Annotated in this window: 12 protein-coding genes; 10 read left to right on the forward strand and 2 right to left on the reverse strand. The window is 56.8% G+C overall.

Annotated features, from left to right (window positions below):
- Nucleotides 1–15: 15 nt before the first annotated feature.
- The 3 genes from PMI24_RS04060 to PMI24_RS04070 all read left to right on the forward strand — a co-directional run bounded on the left by PMI24_RS04060 (nt 16) and on the right by PMI24_RS04070 (nt 6,309).
- The gene (locus PMI24_RS04060) at nt 16–1,164 is read left to right on the forward strand and encodes an acetyl-CoA C-acetyltransferase (protein ID WP_007951378.1); all 1,149 of its coding nucleotides are present in this window, start codon (nt 16–18) and stop codon (nt 1,162–1,164) included.
- A gap of 25 nt (nt 1,165–1,189) precedes the next feature.
- Nucleotides 1,190–2,065 carry an SDR family oxidoreductase gene (locus tag PMI24_RS04065; RefSeq protein WP_007951379.1) on the forward strand — a complete coding sequence of 292 codons (876 nt, stop codon included), beginning with the start codon at nt 1,190–1,192 and terminating at the stop codon, nt 2,063–2,065.
- A gap of 311 nt (nt 2,066–2,376) precedes the next feature.
- Nucleotides 2,377–6,309, forward strand: coding sequence for a YobI family P-loop NTPase (locus tag PMI24_RS04070; protein WP_007951380.1), 3,933 nt, complete (start codon nt 2,377–2,379; stop codon nt 6,307–6,309).
- A 341-nt stretch (nt 6,310–6,650) separates the two neighbouring features.
- Here PMI24_RS04070 and PMI24_RS04075 read toward each other — a convergent pair whose 3' ends face one another.
- Nucleotides 6,651–7,709: a hypothetical protein gene (locus tag PMI24_RS04075; protein WP_238553807.1), complete on the reverse strand. Its 1,059-nt coding sequence runs from the start codon at nt 7,707–7,709 to the stop codon at nt 6,651–6,653.
- 191 nt (nt 7,710–7,900) lie between these two features.
- Here PMI24_RS04075 and PMI24_RS04080 point away from each other — a divergent pair, with 191 nt between their 5' ends.
- From PMI24_RS04080 to PMI24_RS04100, 5 genes are all read left to right on the forward strand, one after another.
- Nucleotides 7,901–8,593 (forward strand): ImmA/IrrE family metallo-endopeptidase, encoded by a 693-nt coding sequence (locus tag PMI24_RS04080; RefSeq protein WP_045121644.1) that lies wholly within the window; start codon nt 7,901–7,903, stop codon nt 8,591–8,593.
- A 301-nt stretch (nt 8,594–8,894) separates the two neighbouring features.
- The gene (locus PMI24_RS04090; protein ID WP_007951383.1) at nt 8,895–9,926 is read left to right on the forward strand and encodes a tetratricopeptide repeat protein; all 1,032 of its coding nucleotides are present in this window, start codon (nt 8,895–8,897) and stop codon (nt 9,924–9,926) included.
- Between the two features lie 44 nt (nt 9,927–9,970).
- Nucleotides 9,971–10,264, forward strand: a complete 294-nt coding sequence (locus PMI24_RS04095) for a hypothetical protein (protein WP_007951384.1) — start codon at nt 9,971–9,973, stop codon at nt 10,262–10,264.
- 2 nt (nt 10,265–10,266) lie between these two features.
- On the forward strand, nt 10,267–10,587 hold the full coding sequence (locus PMI24_RS29190; protein ID WP_007951385.1) for a hypothetical protein: 321 nt from the start codon (nt 10,267–10,269) through the stop codon (nt 10,585–10,587).
- Complete coding sequence (locus tag PMI24_RS04100) at nt 10,535–11,050, forward strand: cupin domain-containing protein (protein ID WP_007951386.1); 516 nt, start codon at nt 10,535–10,537, stop codon at nt 11,048–11,050. Before PMI24_RS29190 ends, PMI24_RS04100 begins: the two co-directional genes overlap by 53 nt.
- A 201-nt stretch (nt 11,051–11,251) precedes the next feature.
- On the opposite strand, the gene PMI24_RS04105 is transcribed toward PMI24_RS04100, so the two are convergent.
- On the reverse strand, nt 11,252–11,863 hold the full coding sequence (locus PMI24_RS04105) for a dTMP kinase (RefSeq protein ID WP_045121645.1): 612 nt from the start codon (nt 11,861–11,863) through the stop codon (nt 11,252–11,254).
- Nucleotides 11,864–12,011: 148 nt separating this feature from the next.
- Here PMI24_RS04105 and PMI24_RS04110 point away from each other — a divergent pair, with 148 nt between their 5' ends.
- Nucleotides 12,012–13,145: an aminotransferase class V-fold PLP-dependent enzyme gene (locus PMI24_RS04110; RefSeq protein ID WP_007951388.1), complete on the forward strand. Its 1,134-nt coding sequence runs from the start codon at nt 12,012–12,014 to the stop codon at nt 13,143–13,145.
- A gap of 270 nt (nt 13,146–13,415) precedes the next feature.
- A complete protein-coding gene (locus PMI24_RS04115) occupies nt 13,416–15,821 on the forward strand; it encodes a glucose/quinate/shikimate family membrane-bound PQQ-dependent dehydrogenase (protein WP_007951389.1) in 2,406 nt (801 codons plus the stop codon).
- Nucleotides 15,822–15,857: the final 36 nt, after the last annotated feature.

Here is a 15,857-nt window from a genome sequence, read left to right on the forward strand (position 1 = left end):
TTACCGAGAAAAATCATGCCTGAAGCTTATATTGTCGACGCCCTGCGCACGCCCACGGGCCGGCGCAAGGGTGGTTTGAGCCATATTCACGCGGCCGATCTGGGCGCCCACGTGTTGCGTGCGCTGGTCGAACGCAACGGCATCCCCGATGAGGATTACGACGACGTGATCTTTGGTTGCGTCGATACGATCGGCCCGCTGGCCGGGGACATTGCGCGTACCAGTTGGCTGGCTGCCGGGTTGTCACAGTCGGTTCCCGGCACCACGATCGATCGCCAGTGCGGCTCGTCTCAGCAAGCGGTGCACTTTGCCGCGCAAGCGGTGATGAGCGGCACCCAGGACGTGGTCATCGCCGGCGGCGTGCAGACCATGACGCAGATCCCGATTTCCTCGGCCATGATCGCGGCCGAACCTTTGGGCTTCAGTGACCCGTTCAGCGGCTCCGAAGGCTGGGTACGGCGTTACGGCGCGCAACCGCCGACTCAGTTTCGTTCGGCGCAGATGATTGCCGAGAAGTGGGGATTGTCTCGCGAGCAACTGGAAGCCTATTCGCTGGAGTCCCATCAGCGGGCATTGCGGGCCATCGAACAGGGCCGATTCTTGCGGGAGATCGTGCCGCTGGCCGACGTTGTTCACGACGAAACGCCGCGCCACACCAGTCTCGAGAAAATGGCTGAACTGGAGTTTCTGTTTGGCTGCGACCGGGTGACGGCGGCGGTGTCCAGTCAGACCTGCGATGCGGCGAGCGCGATGCTGATCGTTTCCCAAGCGGCGCTTAAACGCTACGGGCTGACGCCACGTGCGCGAATCCATCACCTCAGCGTACGTGCCGAAGATCCGATCTGGATGTTGACGGCGCCGATTCCGGCCACTGCTTATGCGTTGAAGCGAGCGGGCATGAAGCTGGAAGACATTGATCGGGTCGAGATCAACGAAGCCTTTGCCTCCGTCGCCATGGCTTGGCTGAAGGAGACCGGCTATCCCCACGAACAGACCAACGTCAACGGTGGCGCAATTGCCCTCGGTCACCCGTTGGGCGCCACCGGCACGCGCTTGATGTGCAGCCTGCTGCATGAGCTGGAGCGCAGCGGTGGCCGCTTTGGTTTGCAGACCATGTGCGAAGGCGGCGGTCAGGCCAACGTGACGATCATCGAACGCTTGTGAATGAAGTTTTGAAGGGAGCAGGACCATGCAGATCTGTAAAAACCGCGTCGTGATCATCACCGGTGCCGGGGGAGGGCTGGGGAGGGCGTATGCGCTGGCATTCGCCGCCGAGGGCGCGAAAGTGCTGGTCAACGACATCAACCGTGAAGCCGCACTGGCGGTGGTGGATGCCATCGAGTCGCAGGGCGGCATGGCGGTGGCCAACAGCAACGACATCACCCGCTATGACGATGCAGCGCTGATCGTGCGCCAGGCGATCGAGACCTTTGGTGGGCTGGATGTGGTGGTCAACAACGCCGGCATCTGTCGTGATCGCATGTTCACCAGCCTGAGCGAATCCGATTGGGACGCGGTGATGGCCGTGCACCTCAAAGGGCATTTCTGCATTTCCAGTCATGCCGCGCGTTACTGGCGTGAGCAGGTAAAGGGTGGCCAGGCAGTGAGTGCACGGATCATCAATACCAGCTCTGGTGCCGGGTTGCAGGGCTCTATCGGCCAGTCCAACTACGCCGCCGCCAAGGCCGGGATCGCCGCGCTGACGCTGGTGCAAGCGGCAGAACTCGGGCGCTACGGGATTACCGTCAACGCCTTGGCCCCGGCGGCGCGCACCGGTATGACCGAAGGAGTGTTTGCCGACGTCATGAAAAAACCGGAGGAGGGGTTCGACTACTTTGCGCCGGAGAACGTCGCGCCATTGGTGGTGTGGCTGGGTTCGCAGGAATCCGCGGCGGTGAATGGGCAGATGTTTGAAGTGGAAGGCGGCAAGTTGTCGATTGCCGATGGCTGGCGCCGCGGGCCGGAACTGGACAGGCAAGGCCGCTGGGCGGTGGGTGAAGTCGGCGATGCGGTGGCGCAGTTGATGGAACGGGCGGTGCCGGCTGCGAAGGTTTATGGGAGCTGACAGTCAGGCGGACGCGGTGGGTGACTGTGTCCGGGGCGCCAGTGTCATGGCGAGGAGCACGCCGTTGGAACGCGAGCGGATCCAAAGCTTTCTTGATTGATTCGCGGCGCTCAGTGCAACGGCATGACCTCTCCAATTTCCTGTACTACCTGATACTAGGTGAACAAAGCGTTCGCAGGCGAAGATGGCCGTGAGCTATCATCTGGGCCTTCGTATTAGGCTCACCAGCAGTTCCCCCTCAGACCCAAGATCGATCAGTCAGTCTTTGGCAGATGAATGCCTGGTAGCCGCCAGCCTGCTTGGAGACACGGATGTTCATTCGCTTGCGCGCCATCTATCACAGGGCATTAGATGCCTTTAACGCCTGGAGTAATGAGACTCGCCGCAAGCTGTCTGCCTTGAAGCGATACCCACGCGCGGCCGTCAGCGCCTATAAGGCTGCACATGCGTTCTTGGCCGTGCCGACTCATGAAAATCTGTTCGAGCCGCTTACCCCTGTACTCATTGAGCCTGGGAAGATCAATCGGTATGAGCGCGAGTTACTAAACGGCCTGAGGAACGATCAGGTCAGGAACATCGCGATCACTGGTGAGTACGGGGCAGGGAAGAGCAGCGTGCTTCGCACTTTTGTCCACCGCCACCCAGAGTTTGTCTATGCGTTTGTTTCGCTGGCCACATTCGGTAAGGACACCGAAATCTCCGGGGCGTATGAGTTGGTCACTGAGAGCGATGTGGCCGGGGCCACCGGAGTCCCCCCCAAGGCAGGACAGAACTCTAAATCCGAGGAAAATAAGGCCGAGTCCGATCTCGTTGCCCGGATTGAGGAGACGATCGTCCAGCAGCTACTTTACGCCGTTCCTGCGAAGACACTTCCCAAAACCCGCCTTAAAAGGATCGACCAGGCTTCCGGCGTGAAGATATGGTGGAAAACGCTCTGCTATGGCTCCCTCATTCTGGCAGCGCTGAGACTGTACGTTCCCCTAGCAGAAAAGCTGCCGAAAATCGAACCCACCTGGCTTCTGGAGTGGCTGCTGTCGATCCCAAGCTCACTCGCCGTGGGAATCGCCGCGCTAGGGTGCATGCAGCTGCTGCACACGGGACTGAGACTGGTCTCATTATTCAGCATTGACGGCCTGACGCTCAAAGGCGGCAAGCTGGAGACCACCCACCACGGCTCTGTCCTGCACAAAAATATTGATGAGATCATTTATTGCTTTGAGCGCAGCAGCATTGACGTGGTAATCATTGAGGATCTCGATCGGTTCGGCATTCATGACGTGTTCACCCGATTGCGGGAAATCAATTTCATCATCAAGCAATCACCTCAGGTGAAACGACCTGTCTATTTCGTCTACGCGCTGCGCGATGAAATGTTCGTCGTCGGCGAGAAAACCAAGTTTTTTGACCTCATCGTCCCAGTGATCCCCGTCATCAATTCGGAAAACTCCCAAGAAAAGATGATGGAGCTTCTGAATCTTCGAACCTTCAAATCGAAACCCTTGGGCGAACACCTCGACCGTCGACTGGTGGAGACGGTCTGCTACTATATCGACGACCTCCGGCTGGTGAAAAATATCGTCAATGAATTCGATATGTTTTCAAATATCCTTGCCAGCGGCCTACGCCTAGAGCCAGACAAGCTGTTTGCGATAGTCGCCATTCGCAATCTGCATCCCGGCGCGTACGCCGACCTTGTCAAACGGCGGGGGGCGATCTACGGGGTCATCAAGGGCCTCGATACCTGGAGAATCCAGCAAAACAGCGCCTACGTCAGACAGCTTGATGGCTTGCGACGTGAGCGAGATGATCGAATCTCAGAATTGGCCAACAATGTCACTGAGCTGAGGGCCTACGTTTGGTTCACGCTTCTTCGACTGACCGAAATGGACACGGCAACCCATGTCCTAATCACTGGTACCCAGTACACGCAGAAGCAGTTCGTGACCGACGAGGTGTTCGAAGTATTAATGAATCAAGCTGGGCCCCTCTCAATGGCTACCTTGGATCAACACGGGCGGGCCAGAAACTCATCTCGAAATGTCCCGAAGGCTGAGCTGCTCACCGCTACATCCTATGAGCGGCGCTATGCTTTGCTTGGGCGGCGACTTAACACAATCGCAGATGAAATCGCATCGGTGCAGAGGCAATCGGATCAGGTCATCAGGATGTCGTTCAAGACTGCGGTCAAGAAAGGTTATGGAGACGTCGTAAGGCACAATCTTCTGGGCTTGGACGTAGTGAGCTATCTAATGCAGCATGGTTATCTCGATGCCGACTACACCGACTACCTAGGTTATTTCTATCAGGGATCGCTGACGCCTGGTGACAAAGATCTGATCCTTTCATTGAGACGTGGCGTGCTGCCTGAAGTATCCACGCCTGTCGACAGCCCGAGTACCGTGTTGGAGAAGCTTAAGAGCGACGAGCTCGACGAGGGTAGGGGGATCATCGTCGATTTGATCGCCTGTCTCAGCGCCCGGCCAACCTCGCTCGCGGCTGGCTCAGCAGACACACAGCTAAGCCATATACTGAGAAGCGGCCTGGACGAGCACACCGAACGAATGGCCATCGCAGTGCGCGAGCTTTTGAGTCGAACAAACGCGGCCGGATTTATTCGCGCCGTGTACCGCCTCGAACCCAAACTGTTTTATAGCCTTTTCAACGCTAGGGACACGGGTGATGCTGGTGGCGTATTTGAAGGAAGCGAGGCCCGCCAGTCCCTTGTCAAAGCAATCGTCGACAACCTGCCGGAATCCGACTTCAAGACCCTGGCCGGTGATGCCTCAACGGATCTGGTGCCTACAATCGATGGGCTGGAAGATGCTTCACGACTGATGCCAGGATTAGAGAGCAATGTGGGAACCTGGGCGTGGCTCAGGGCTTACCCAGTCCAGTTTGCCTCACTGGGCCATACGATGAGTCTCGCAGACCTCGAAAGGCTGATCGACTGGGGCTGTATCAAGATCAATCTGCCAATGCTGTCGCTGATATGCGCGAAGTCGGAAGCTGGACAGGATTCTAAAGACGCCAAATCCGAACCTGCAGATGTGGGCATCGTGTCCTTGCGTAGACTGCAGGCTTCGGGAATCAATGGGTTCGGTAATTATCTGCTCTCTCACGCCGATGAGCTCGGGAGCGCATTGCTAGATCAGTCTGCTGTCCTGGATGAGTCAAGCGATTCCTTGGCCAGCTTACTAGCAGAACTGGACGCAGATCACGATCTGACCAATAGACTCTTCGATCACACGACCTGTGACCTACACGCACTCACTGACGCCCCGAGATATCTTTGGGCAAAGGCACTTGAGAGTGATCGACTGGTGGCCAAAGCTGACGCAGTGTGGATTTTTTTTGAGAAAGTCGTTGGGCCAGACGGCAACGTCTCGGACGAAGAAATTGGATCGGAACCCACAACGGTATTCACCGGCTTCATCGCTCGGAATGCTTCGTCTCTCAAGGGCACGCTGTGGCAGTCAACGAGCGCAGACTGGTCGCTGCAACAATATCTTCTGAGCTCCGCCAGTATCAATAATGACGTGCTCAAGGTATTGCTCGATGGTGTCGTGCTTCAAGACCTAGCAATGATAAAAGCAGCACTACCTGAGGGTCGCTGGGGCATGCTGGTAGCCTCATCATTTTTGCCATACAGCTCGGAAGTCCGGGAGATCGTACTGAATACTTGCCCACATCTCGAAGGCAAGTATCTGGTTGAACGGTGGGATCTAGCAAAAGCAGAGATCGATATCAGCTCGCTCCAGCTCGACTCGATGCTCACGCTGAGCAAAAGCAAAGCGCTGTCACTCACACAGAAAATTCAGATGTGGTCAGGGCTTAGCCTGGAGACGATTGAAAGCAAACCGGAAGCGGTTCCAGAGTTCGGCCGTGTATCTATGCTGGCCAACCAAGCTGGCGAAAGGTTTGCTGAGCCGCTGATGCCTGTGCTGCGACATCTGGTTCGCAACGCGAGCCTCACCCCGGAGCAGCGCTCTGAAATGCTGACACAATGTCTTCCTGGAATGAAGTGGCCGGACATTGCTGCAGCTCTAGGGTTGCTCGACGATGAGGACTTCAAAATCGTGAGCGCGAAGGTCAAGAGGATCAAGGTAAGAAACACCGAGTCAAACCGGAGGTTGGTCAACGCGATGAAGTCTGAAGGGTACCTGGCAACGGTGACCGCTGAGGACGACGTCATGATCGCAACCACCAGGCCCTCGTCAATGACATCTGAGGACGGATGGCTCTAGGCTGAGCGTTGAAGGTAGCGACCACCGTAGAGCGCCAGATAAGGCTTGATGCTGACCTGCATGGGAGTAACCTGACCCTCGCACATTACTTCTCTAGCAGCTCGTAAAAGCAGCATGGGCGAGGGGAGTGCTGACGTGAAGCATGGGGCTGTTCTTGAGCCAGCAGGTGGGCGATACTGGAGCTGTAACGTGGATGCAAACCAATTCGATAGACCCCTCAGCCCTGACGCACTAGGACTGTTTCTCCCGGGATAGTCTGAGCCCATTAGGGCTCGCTTAGCATCCATGGCAGGCCCGAACCACCATCGGCATATGCTTCGGGGTGGCTCAGGCTTCACTAGCTACTTGTCGTACTTGGAAGGCAATGGGCAGTCGTAGTTAACGTCAACCATATCCAAGTTCTTCAGCTCGAAATTGGCGTAGCTCGTCCCCTGTGACGTTCGTACTGTGGGTTGTCCGTACAGAAACACAAACGCAGTGGGTTTGGGCTGCTGGGAGATCTTTGAAAGCCTGGTAGCCATGAGGTTTTTGAGTTTGTAGCGCTCGACGAGCGTGTCTGAAACGAAGCTTGAGGTCGTCAGGCTTTCGGTTCCGCGCATCAAGCATTTCTTGAACTTGATCCGGTACGCGTCGTTTTTCCTAGTGCGATCGATGTAGGCCCACCCATAGTAGATGACGGGGTGGTCGGGGAGGTCATTCAGATCCTGCTCCCAGATGCATTTAAAAATGCTGTCGTAGGCCACGTCCTGGCCGGCAATATTGAGTCGGCGAAACTCCAAGGTGTTGTCGGATCGATATCGGATATACCGGCTTACTACAGAGCGCACAGAGTAAATGGGGCCTACGATCCCGGATTCACCCAGCTTGGTCGTGTAAGGCCGTGTGTTTCTAGCGCGATGTTTCGCCACATGCATATCAGCGCTGGGATCCTGAGTAGGTTCGTCATAGTACGAGTCGGGTCGATCAAGCTTGAACACGTCAACAATGGACTCATCGACGGTTTTGCGTTCCTGCCCGTCGGGGCCGCTCGGCTCAACCTCAAGGTCGATCGCCTTCCCGTTGATGATCCCGCATGCCTCACTATGCTCTCCGTAAACCTTGAAGTGCGGCACGACCCGCATGTTCTGCACGTCCTTGTCCAAATTCGCACAGGTCACCTGCGCTGCACAGTCCGCTCCAGGACAAACGAAGGCTCGTTTATTGGTAATAACACCTGCCCAAAACAGGTCATAGGCTCGATCGGGATCGACAAAGTCTCCAGCCTCAATGCTAAACGCAACATCCAATGCCATGTTTCTTGTCAAACCTCCTGTAATCCTTTTGATGGCTCCCAACGCTACAACGGGCGACATCAAGGGCTCGATGTGATGATAGCGGTCTGATACGCCCTCATCGGCCATCGCCGTGGCCGAATCCTCGCACACAATTTGGAGCAGGGCGACCCTAAAGGTGGCGAAATGAAATCACTTTTTTCTTGTGCCAAACTCCTCAACCGTTCATCTGAAAAAGCCATGTAGTGGGTTAGTCACATATTGAAATCACTACATATTGGGCTAGATTGTATTTGAGAGCCTACATGTGGTGTTCTGCCATGAGCGAAGCTTCAATCGAGAAAGCAGCGACTGACCTGCTCATGCAGATTTACCGCGATCGCCGGTACCTCTGGCCAGATCAAGAAATTCCAGCGATGATGATGCGCAGCCCCCGGATCGCCGCGATGGTCTGCGGCTACGACTATCATGAACATCCCACACTGGGGGACACTCCGTTCAACCGGCATAACACCGGTACTCGCATTGCGGGCTTAATTGACCGTCAATCCAATAAGATCGCTGTCGCGACCGAGTTTGGTGACAAAGTTCAGCTCTTCACGGGGGCCCATGAAGTCGGCCATCTTGTGCTGCATGAGGACACCGTCATGCATCGCGACCGCGCGTTTGATGGCAGCCCGTTGCAAACACCACGTGCACCTGCAGAGCGACAAGCCGATCGCTTCGCGGCCTGCTTCCTCATGCCTCAAAAACTGGTGAGGGAACGGTTCGAATTCATGTTCTGCTGCAAGGGGCAATTGCGCTTCAGCGACGTGATTGCCTATCACCTCGACCCCAACAATCCGGATCGGCTCCTCTACGCCCCAAAAGACTCGGGAGAAGGTGAGCTGTCGCTAGCGCGATGCACCCGCTTCAACAACCAGTACCTGGTGTCACTTGCCCAGCAATTCGGCGTCTCGGATTCGGCGATGGCCATCCGGCTCAAGGAACTGGAGTTGGTGCGATGGCCATAAAGCGGGCAGGGGTCACAGCATATTCAGAGTGTGGATCGTCCATAGCGATAAGAGGGATTGGGAAGGCAGCCTCCTTCTTAAAATAAAAAAAAGGCCCTCGCGAGGGGCCCTTTATGCCCAGTTCCCAGCCTCTTAAGAAAATAGGAGTGTGTAAATCACTTTTTAACACCGTTAACCACCGGGGTTTACAGTGCAAACGTTACTTCGCTTCAACTTAATTCTAATCAGCCTCTACAGACGCAGATGTATTGCTTGAAACGCACTTCCATCCCAATGCGCTCAAATACCAAAGGAGTAGGAGATGAGCATTTTCAGCTGGCTGTTCAACAGGCCCAAAGCCCTGAAATCCGCTACCGCAGCAAAGCACCAGCCTGCTCAGGCTCAATCAGGGGGCGCTCAGCGGGTGCCACGGCCAAGTGCTCAAATCCGACGAGATAAGCTTTTTCTCAGAGTCGAATCGCTTGAGTTCTCCGGCAGCTATCAGCTTTCCCAGTCCAAGAAGTGGGCGATCGCCTGGCGAGATTCTGATCCATCAGCAGGTCGCGGAGGTCATAGGGAGTCTGGATTAGGGGCCTACGTCCTCGCAGATCTGGGCAGCGGTACCGTCTCATGCCACGGGAGCATGCCTAGGCCAAACAATGGCCACGTGTGTGATACCGGCATGTTTTGCCTGGAAGATTGGCATTTTGGCAGCACCCTGTCCGGGACATTCAGCGTCTACGATCCCAGTGGTTTTGTGATCTTCGCCAAAGAGCTCACAGCCAACATTCTCACCAGCGGCATTTCTAGGCATGGGAAGTACGCATTCTGCGCCACAGCCAACAGCCCAACCGATCATGGCAACAAGGTGTTCCTGTTTGACCTGGTCAATCGGGTCGAAACTTACTGTGTCTCTCCAGAAGCTGGATGGCCTGACAGTTACGAAGTGGACGAGGGCACGGGGGAGCTCATGGCTGTCTTCGCAGATATGGGAAGCTTCCAATACGACATCGACGGTCGATTCATAGATGCCGACCGACTAGGTAATGCCAAGCTCAACTCATCACGCTATGACCTTATCATTCTTGCAGCAGAAAGCCTTCTAGGGGAGGTCGGCCTGACGGATGAGCGCGCCCGAGAAGTATTGGCGGCTGTGCAGCGTGCGCGTTCGCACGGCGCAGACGAAAACCCAGCTTGGAAGCCTATAGCGCTGAAAGTCCAGGGGCTTGCGCACGAGCAGTTGGGCCAGTACCCCGAAGCAGCCCAGGTTTATGAGGAGGCGCTGGCTTTGAATCCAAAAATTGGCGTTAAGCGCAGGCTGACTTCGGCGAGTAAGCGGATCAAGGCGGAGTAGCAGGGGCCGCCACCCATTCTTACACCCCAAGCATCGGAGTCCTTTTGAGCCCCTCACCACACGGTTTAGTCGGCATCCGCCTCGCAGAAAAGCAGATCGAAACGCTCAGGCAGCGGATTGATACGCTCCAGCAGGATCCAGGCTATGCGCAGGACGTGGAATGCTACGAAAAGCTTCAGGGGCTGATGCAAAAATTTGGAATTACCTCTCAGGATGTGGTGGAGCTACTGATGTTGAGGGGAAATCTAGAGCTTGCACCGAATCTAACCGTATCGCGTTTTTTGAGGCACATCTTCAGCCTGATCGAGGGTGAGGCCCGGGTAGAGAGGAGGGCATGAAGATGGGTGAGAGCCAAGGCAAAGCGATCCATCAGAAGCTGGGCTGGCTGATCGAGCTGAATCAGGACATCGGGCTGCGTTATCACTTGTCCTGCGAGCTGATGGAGGATCCGGGAGTGGCGGATTGCTTAAGGTTTCTTGGGGAGCTCGATCACTTAGCGCTTCAGTACGGGTTTAGTCCGAGCGAAATCATTGCACTCAACTCAACTCAACTAAATGACCGTTTAGTCGAGTTATTACAGGTTGTATTGAAAATCGTTGGAGCAGGTCATGAATCCACGCCTGATTACAGCGTCAAACCTGATCGCATCACTAGACCTTGAACCTCACGTCGAAGGCGGTTTCTTTCGCAGAACCTACCAGGCCGATCACCGGGACATGCTCGAAACCACCGGCGGGCCGCGTTATCTGATGACGTCGATTTACTACCTGCTGACCGAAGATTCACCGGTTGGCCAATTCCATTTCAATCATTCCGACATCCTGCATTATTTCCATCTGGGCGACGCCATCGAGTACAGCCTGATTCATGCCGACGGCTCGCTGCAGACGCTGGTAATGGGCAGCGATGTTCTGGCCGGCCAACAACTGCAATTGCACGTACCGGGTGGAATCTGGAAAGCCTCCAGATTGCTAAATGGCGAGAACGGATTTGGCTTGATCAGCGAAGCGGTTTCACCAGGATTTGATTTCGCGGATATGGAAATGGGGAATCGGCAGAAACTCACAGCGCAGTATCCACAGCATCGAGCGCTGATTGAAAAGCTGACGCGTGACGAGGATTGAGAGCAGCACATTTCAAATAGAGAGATCAGCCGGCATCAATGATCAGGTCCTTTGAGAGCGATGCTGGAGATTGAAATGGTGTGCGCAACCGGGCTGACTTCGTAATACTTTGTTACGTGTAATGTATATTATGTTAAATGATGTGTCTGGGCGGAACTTTACCAGCCCCTGCCTAAACCCATCGGTAATCCACCTCGATAATCAGCTAAACACCTTATAGATCTCAGCAACCACCTGCATCGTCGCATCCTCGATCGTTCCTTCATTACGGCACAAAACCCAGCCGTGATCGGCAGCCGCTTGCTCGAACATTTCCGTACACGCGACATGCTCGGCGTGCTTTTGAATCACAGTACCGCCCAGTCCTCTGGATCGTGCCGTTGCCCTGGTCCATGAAATATCCGGCGTGGTGACGACGCCGACATGCAGGTCTGGCACCTGCACGTTTTGCTCGAGGTTCAACTGGAGAATCTCTGCAAACGGGACGGTATGGCGAAACGCAGCGTCAGACGGATACCAGCGATCGATCAGGATAATGCTGTCCAGCGGCTGTTCAGTCAGCACGTGTCTGGAGATCCAGCTACGGCTATCAGCAAAGCGCTGACACACAGCCCACTCCAGATCCCGGGAGGGATTTCTGGCAAGTTTGTTAACGAGGGCCATCGTGGCACCCCGGTAAGGATCGCTTTTTCTCTCGCAAAGCCGGATGACTTTCTTGTTGTCGGCCCTCAGTACTGCCGTAACCGCTTCCAATAATGTGGTTTTGCCGGTTCCTTTTGGCCCATCCAGAGAAACAAACAACGGACGATTCATTTTTCACACAACGATTGAGGCATTGGCGACCACTCTATCCTCATTTCTGCAATTCAATCAGCTCATCCCTGCCCTTTGCCTAGACTTGCTTCCCAATGATGTTCGCCAGACCTTTTGACTGCCAGGGAATCACATAAGGAGCCACCCCATGTCAAAGCTATACCCCGGAATCGATCCTGAAGGGCTTATCGAGTATTCCGTGGTCTACACCGACCGCTCGCTCAACCACATGTCGCAGTCCTTTCAGGCCGTGATGAAGAACATTTCCCAGACCCTGAAACAGGTCTACAACGCCGAGGCGGTTGCGGTGGTTCCGGGCAGCGGCACATTCGGCATGGAAGCGGTGGCGCGCCAGTTCGCCACCGGTCAGCAATGTCTGGTGATACGCAACGGCTGGTTCAGTTATCGCTGGAGCCAGATCCTTGAGACGGGCAACATCCCGGCGGCCACTACGGTACTGAAAGCCCGACCGGTCGAAACGGGTCGCCAGGCTGCCTACGCCCCGCCACCTCTGGACGAAGTGCTGGCAGCCATTGCAGCTTCGAGGCCGCAGATTGTCTTCGCCCCCCACGTTGAAACCTCATCAGGGATTATCCTGCCCGACGAGTACCTGCGGGCCGTCGGCGACGCCGTGCATGCGGTAGGTGGTTTGTTCGTGCTGGACTGCATCGCTTCCGGCACGCTTTGGGTAGATATGCACAAATGCGCCGTCGACCTGCTGATCAGCGCACCGCAGAAAGGCTGGAGCGCCTCCCCGTGCTGCGCCCTGGTGATGTTCAGTGCTCTGGCCCTCGAACGCATCGAGCAAACGCAAAGCACCAGCTTCGCCTGCGACCTGAAAAAGTGGCTGCAGATCATGCAGGCCTATGAACAGGGCGGACACGCCTACCATGCGACGATGCCCAGCGATTCCCTCGCGCGGTTCAACGACGTAATGAAAGAGACGCAAGCCTACGGTTTCGACAGGATCCGCGACGACCAGCAGGTTCTGGGTGACCGGGTGCGCGCCATGTTGACCGGCAAAGGCTTTAAAAGCGTGGCCGCAGCAGGCTTTCAGGCGCCAGGCGTCGTGGTGAGCTACACCGATGATGCCGATATCAAAAACGGCAAGAAATTTGCCAGCCACGGTCTGCAGATCGCCGCCGGGGTACCGTTGCAATGCGACGAGCCGGCCGACTTCCAGACCTTCCGTATCGGGCTGTTCGGACTCGAAAAGCTGCACAACATCGAGCGTACGGTCAGCATGCTTGAGCAGGCACTGGATGAGGTGATGGTTAGCTAAGCCCTCACCTCGGCCGCAGCCAATACCGTTCCCGTCGATTCTGTCCGGCGGGAACCACCAAGCCTGATCAACCTGTCATAAATTCCATATCCGCTGGCAAATAGAAGACTTTTCCACCGTTCCAATAGCCGCTGAGGAGCCGCGATGACAAGGCCAGCGTCGATCCGTCGCACCATTTAGCGCCAAAACCCCTTTCATTCTGATTTAGTGATTTAACTAGGTAGTTACCTAACTATATAATGCCCTCCTCATTTCAACGGGACATTCAACGTGAAGCAGAGTCAACGCCTCTCGGGCATATCAACATTCATTCTGGTCGGGCTGGGCGTGATCATCGCCCTGCTCGGCCTGGCACTGGCCGCTGGCGGTGTGAAATTGGTCAGCCTGGGAGGCTCCTGGTACTTCCTGGTGGGTGGTCTGGCGATGGCCATTTCCGGTCTGCTGATCGCACGCCGCAAGCCTGCCGGTGCGTGGCTGTTCGCGGCGTTTCTGCTGGGGACGGCGGTCTGGGCAGTCATCGATGCAGGGCTGGTGTTCTGGCCGGTGTTTTCGCGTCTGTTCATGTTCAGCGCCGTGGGTCTGGTGGTCGCGCTGGTCTATCCGCTGCTCAAGCGCGCCAATGGCGGCGTTGCGGGCCGTGGTGCCTACGGCGTTGCCGCCGTTCTGGCGGTTGGGCTGGCGGTAGCTGCCGGCAACATGTTCGTCGCGCACCCGACCGTCGCCCCTACCGGCACCGGCCCGGGCCTGACGCCGGTCGAGCCGGAAAAGGCGCAGAAAGACTGGGCGCACTACGGTAATACCGAGGGTGGCAGCCGCTTCGCCGCGCTGGACCAGATCAATCGCAGCAACGTCGACAAGTTGAAAGTCGCGTGGACCTACCACACCGGCGACATCGCCGAGAGTGACGGCAACGGCGCCGAAGACCAGCTGACTCCGCTGCAGATCGGCAACAAAGTCTTCATCTGCACCCCGCACAACAACCTGATCGCGCTGGATGCCGATACCGGCAAAGAACTCTGGAAAAACGCGATCAACGCTCAATCCAAAGTCTGGCAGCGTTGCCGTGGCATGGCGTATTTCGACGCCAGCGCCGCCGTCGCCAAACCGGCCAGTTCGCCGGTTACCGAGACCCCGGTCGCACCCGCAGCCAACTGCACGCGCCGTCTGCTGACCAACACCATCGACGCCCGCCTGATCGCAGTCGATGCCGACACCGGCGAGTTCTGCCAGGGTTTCGGCAACAACGGCCAGGTCGATCTGAAGGCCGGTCTGGGTGATGTCCCGGACAGCTACTATCAACTGTCCTCCGCGCCGCTGATGGCTGGCACCACCGTCGTGGTTGGCGGTCGCGTTGCCGATAACGTGCAGACCGACATGCCGGGCGGCGTGATCCGTGGTTTCGACGTGATGACCGGTGCCATGCGCTGGGCGTTCGACCCGGGCAACCCGCAGGATAAAAACGCACCGGCAGACGGCAGCACCTACGTGCGCAGCACGCCGAACAGCTGGGCGCCGATGTCCTATGACCCGGCGACCAATACGATCTTCCTGCCGATGGGCAGTTCGTCCACCGACATCTATGGTGTCGAGCGCAGCAAACTGGATCACACCTACGGCGCCTCGATCCTGGCGCTGGACGCCAACAGCGGCGAAGAAAAGTGGGTCTACCAGACCGTGCACAACGACCTCTGGGACTTCGACCTGCCGATGCAGCCAAGCCTGATCGACTTCACCAAGGACGGTAAAACCGTGCCGGCGGTGGTGATCGGCACCAAGGCCGGGCAGATTTACGTGCTCGACCGCGCCACCGGCAAACCACTGACCGACGTTAAAGAAGTACCGGTCAAGGCGTCGAACATCCCCAACGAACCCTACTCGCCAACCCAGCCAAAATCGGTGGGCATGCCGCAGATCGGTGCCCAGCACCTGACTGAATCGGACATGTGGGGCGCAACCCCGTACGACCAGTTGCTGTGCCGGATCGACTTCAAGTCGATGCGTTACGACGGGCTGTACACCGCGCCAGGCACTGACAAATCCCTGAGCTTCCCGGGTTCGCTGGGCGGCATGAACTGGGGCAGCATCTCGACTGACCCGGTGCACGGCTTCATCTTCGTCAATGACATGCGTCTGGGTCTGTGGATTCAGATGATCCCGTCGCAGAACACAGGCAAGGCAACTTCCGGTGGCGAAGCGTTGAACACCGGTATGGGCGCCGTTCCGCTGAAAGGCACGCCTTACGCGGTGAACAAGAACCGCTTCCTGTCGGTCGCCGGCATTCCGTGCCAGGCCCCGCCGTTCGGCACGCTGACCGCCATCGACATGAAAACCCAGAAAGTCGCCTGGCAAGTTCCGGTCGGCACCGTTGAAGACACCGGCCCGCTGGGTATCCGCATGCACCTGCCGATCAAGATCGGTCTGCCAACCCTCGGCGGCACGCTGTCGACCCAAGGCGGCCTGATCTTCATCGCCGGCACCCAGGACTTCTACCTGCGCGCGTTCAACAGCGGCAATGGTGAAGAAGTCTGGAAAGCGCGTCTGCCGGTTGGCAGCCAGGGCGGCCCGATGACGTATGTATCGCCGAAAACCGGCAAGCAATACGTGGTCATCACCGCTGGTGGCGCTCGTCAGTCGACCGACCGTGGCGACTACGTGATGGCGTACGCCCTGCCGTAAACCGCAGCGCCCTCCTTCACTTCACTTGTGCGCGGC

It is taken from the genome of Pseudomonas sp. GM25 (assembly GCF_000282255.1).
Lineage (GTDB): Bacteria > Pseudomonadota > Gammaproteobacteria > Pseudomonadales > Pseudomonadaceae > Aquipseudomonas > Aquipseudomonas aphyarum.

Bases quoted from the DNA above. Each gene is read 5' to 3' on its own strand.
- PMI24_RS04060 (WP_007951378.1), top strand. From the start codon at position 16: ATGCCTGAAGCTTATATTGTCGACGCCCTGCGCACGCCCACGGGCCGG.
- PMI24_RS04065 (WP_007951379.1), top strand. From the start codon at position 1,190: ATGCAGATCTGTAAAAACCGCGTCGTGATCATCACCGGTGCCGGGGGA.
- PMI24_RS04070 (WP_007951380.1), top strand. From the start codon at position 2,377: ATGTTCATTCGCTTGCGCGCCATCTATCACAGGGCATTAGATGCCTTT.
- PMI24_RS04075 (WP_238553807.1), bottom strand. From the start codon at position 7,709: ATGGCCGATGAGGGCGTATCAGACCGCTATCATCACATCGAGCCCTTG.
- PMI24_RS04080 (WP_045121644.1), top strand. From the start codon at position 7,901: ATGAGCGAAGCTTCAATCGAGAAAGCAGCGACTGACCTGCTCATGCAG.
- PMI24_RS04090 (WP_007951383.1), top strand. From the start codon at position 8,895: ATGAGCATTTTCAGCTGGCTGTTCAACAGGCCCAAAGCCCTGAAATCC.
- PMI24_RS29190 (WP_007951385.1), top strand. From the start codon at position 10,267: ATGGGTGAGAGCCAAGGCAAAGCGATCCATCAGAAGCTGGGCTGGCTG.
- PMI24_RS04100 (WP_007951386.1), top strand. From the start codon at position 10,535: ATGAATCCACGCCTGATTACAGCGTCAAACCTGATCGCATCACTAGAC.
- PMI24_RS04105 (WP_045121645.1), bottom strand. From the start codon at position 11,863: ATGAATCGTCCGTTGTTTGTTTCTCTGGATGGGCCAAAAGGAACCGGC.
- PMI24_RS04110 (WP_007951388.1), top strand. From the start codon at position 12,012: ATGTCAAAGCTATACCCCGGAATCGATCCTGAAGGGCTTATCGAGTAT.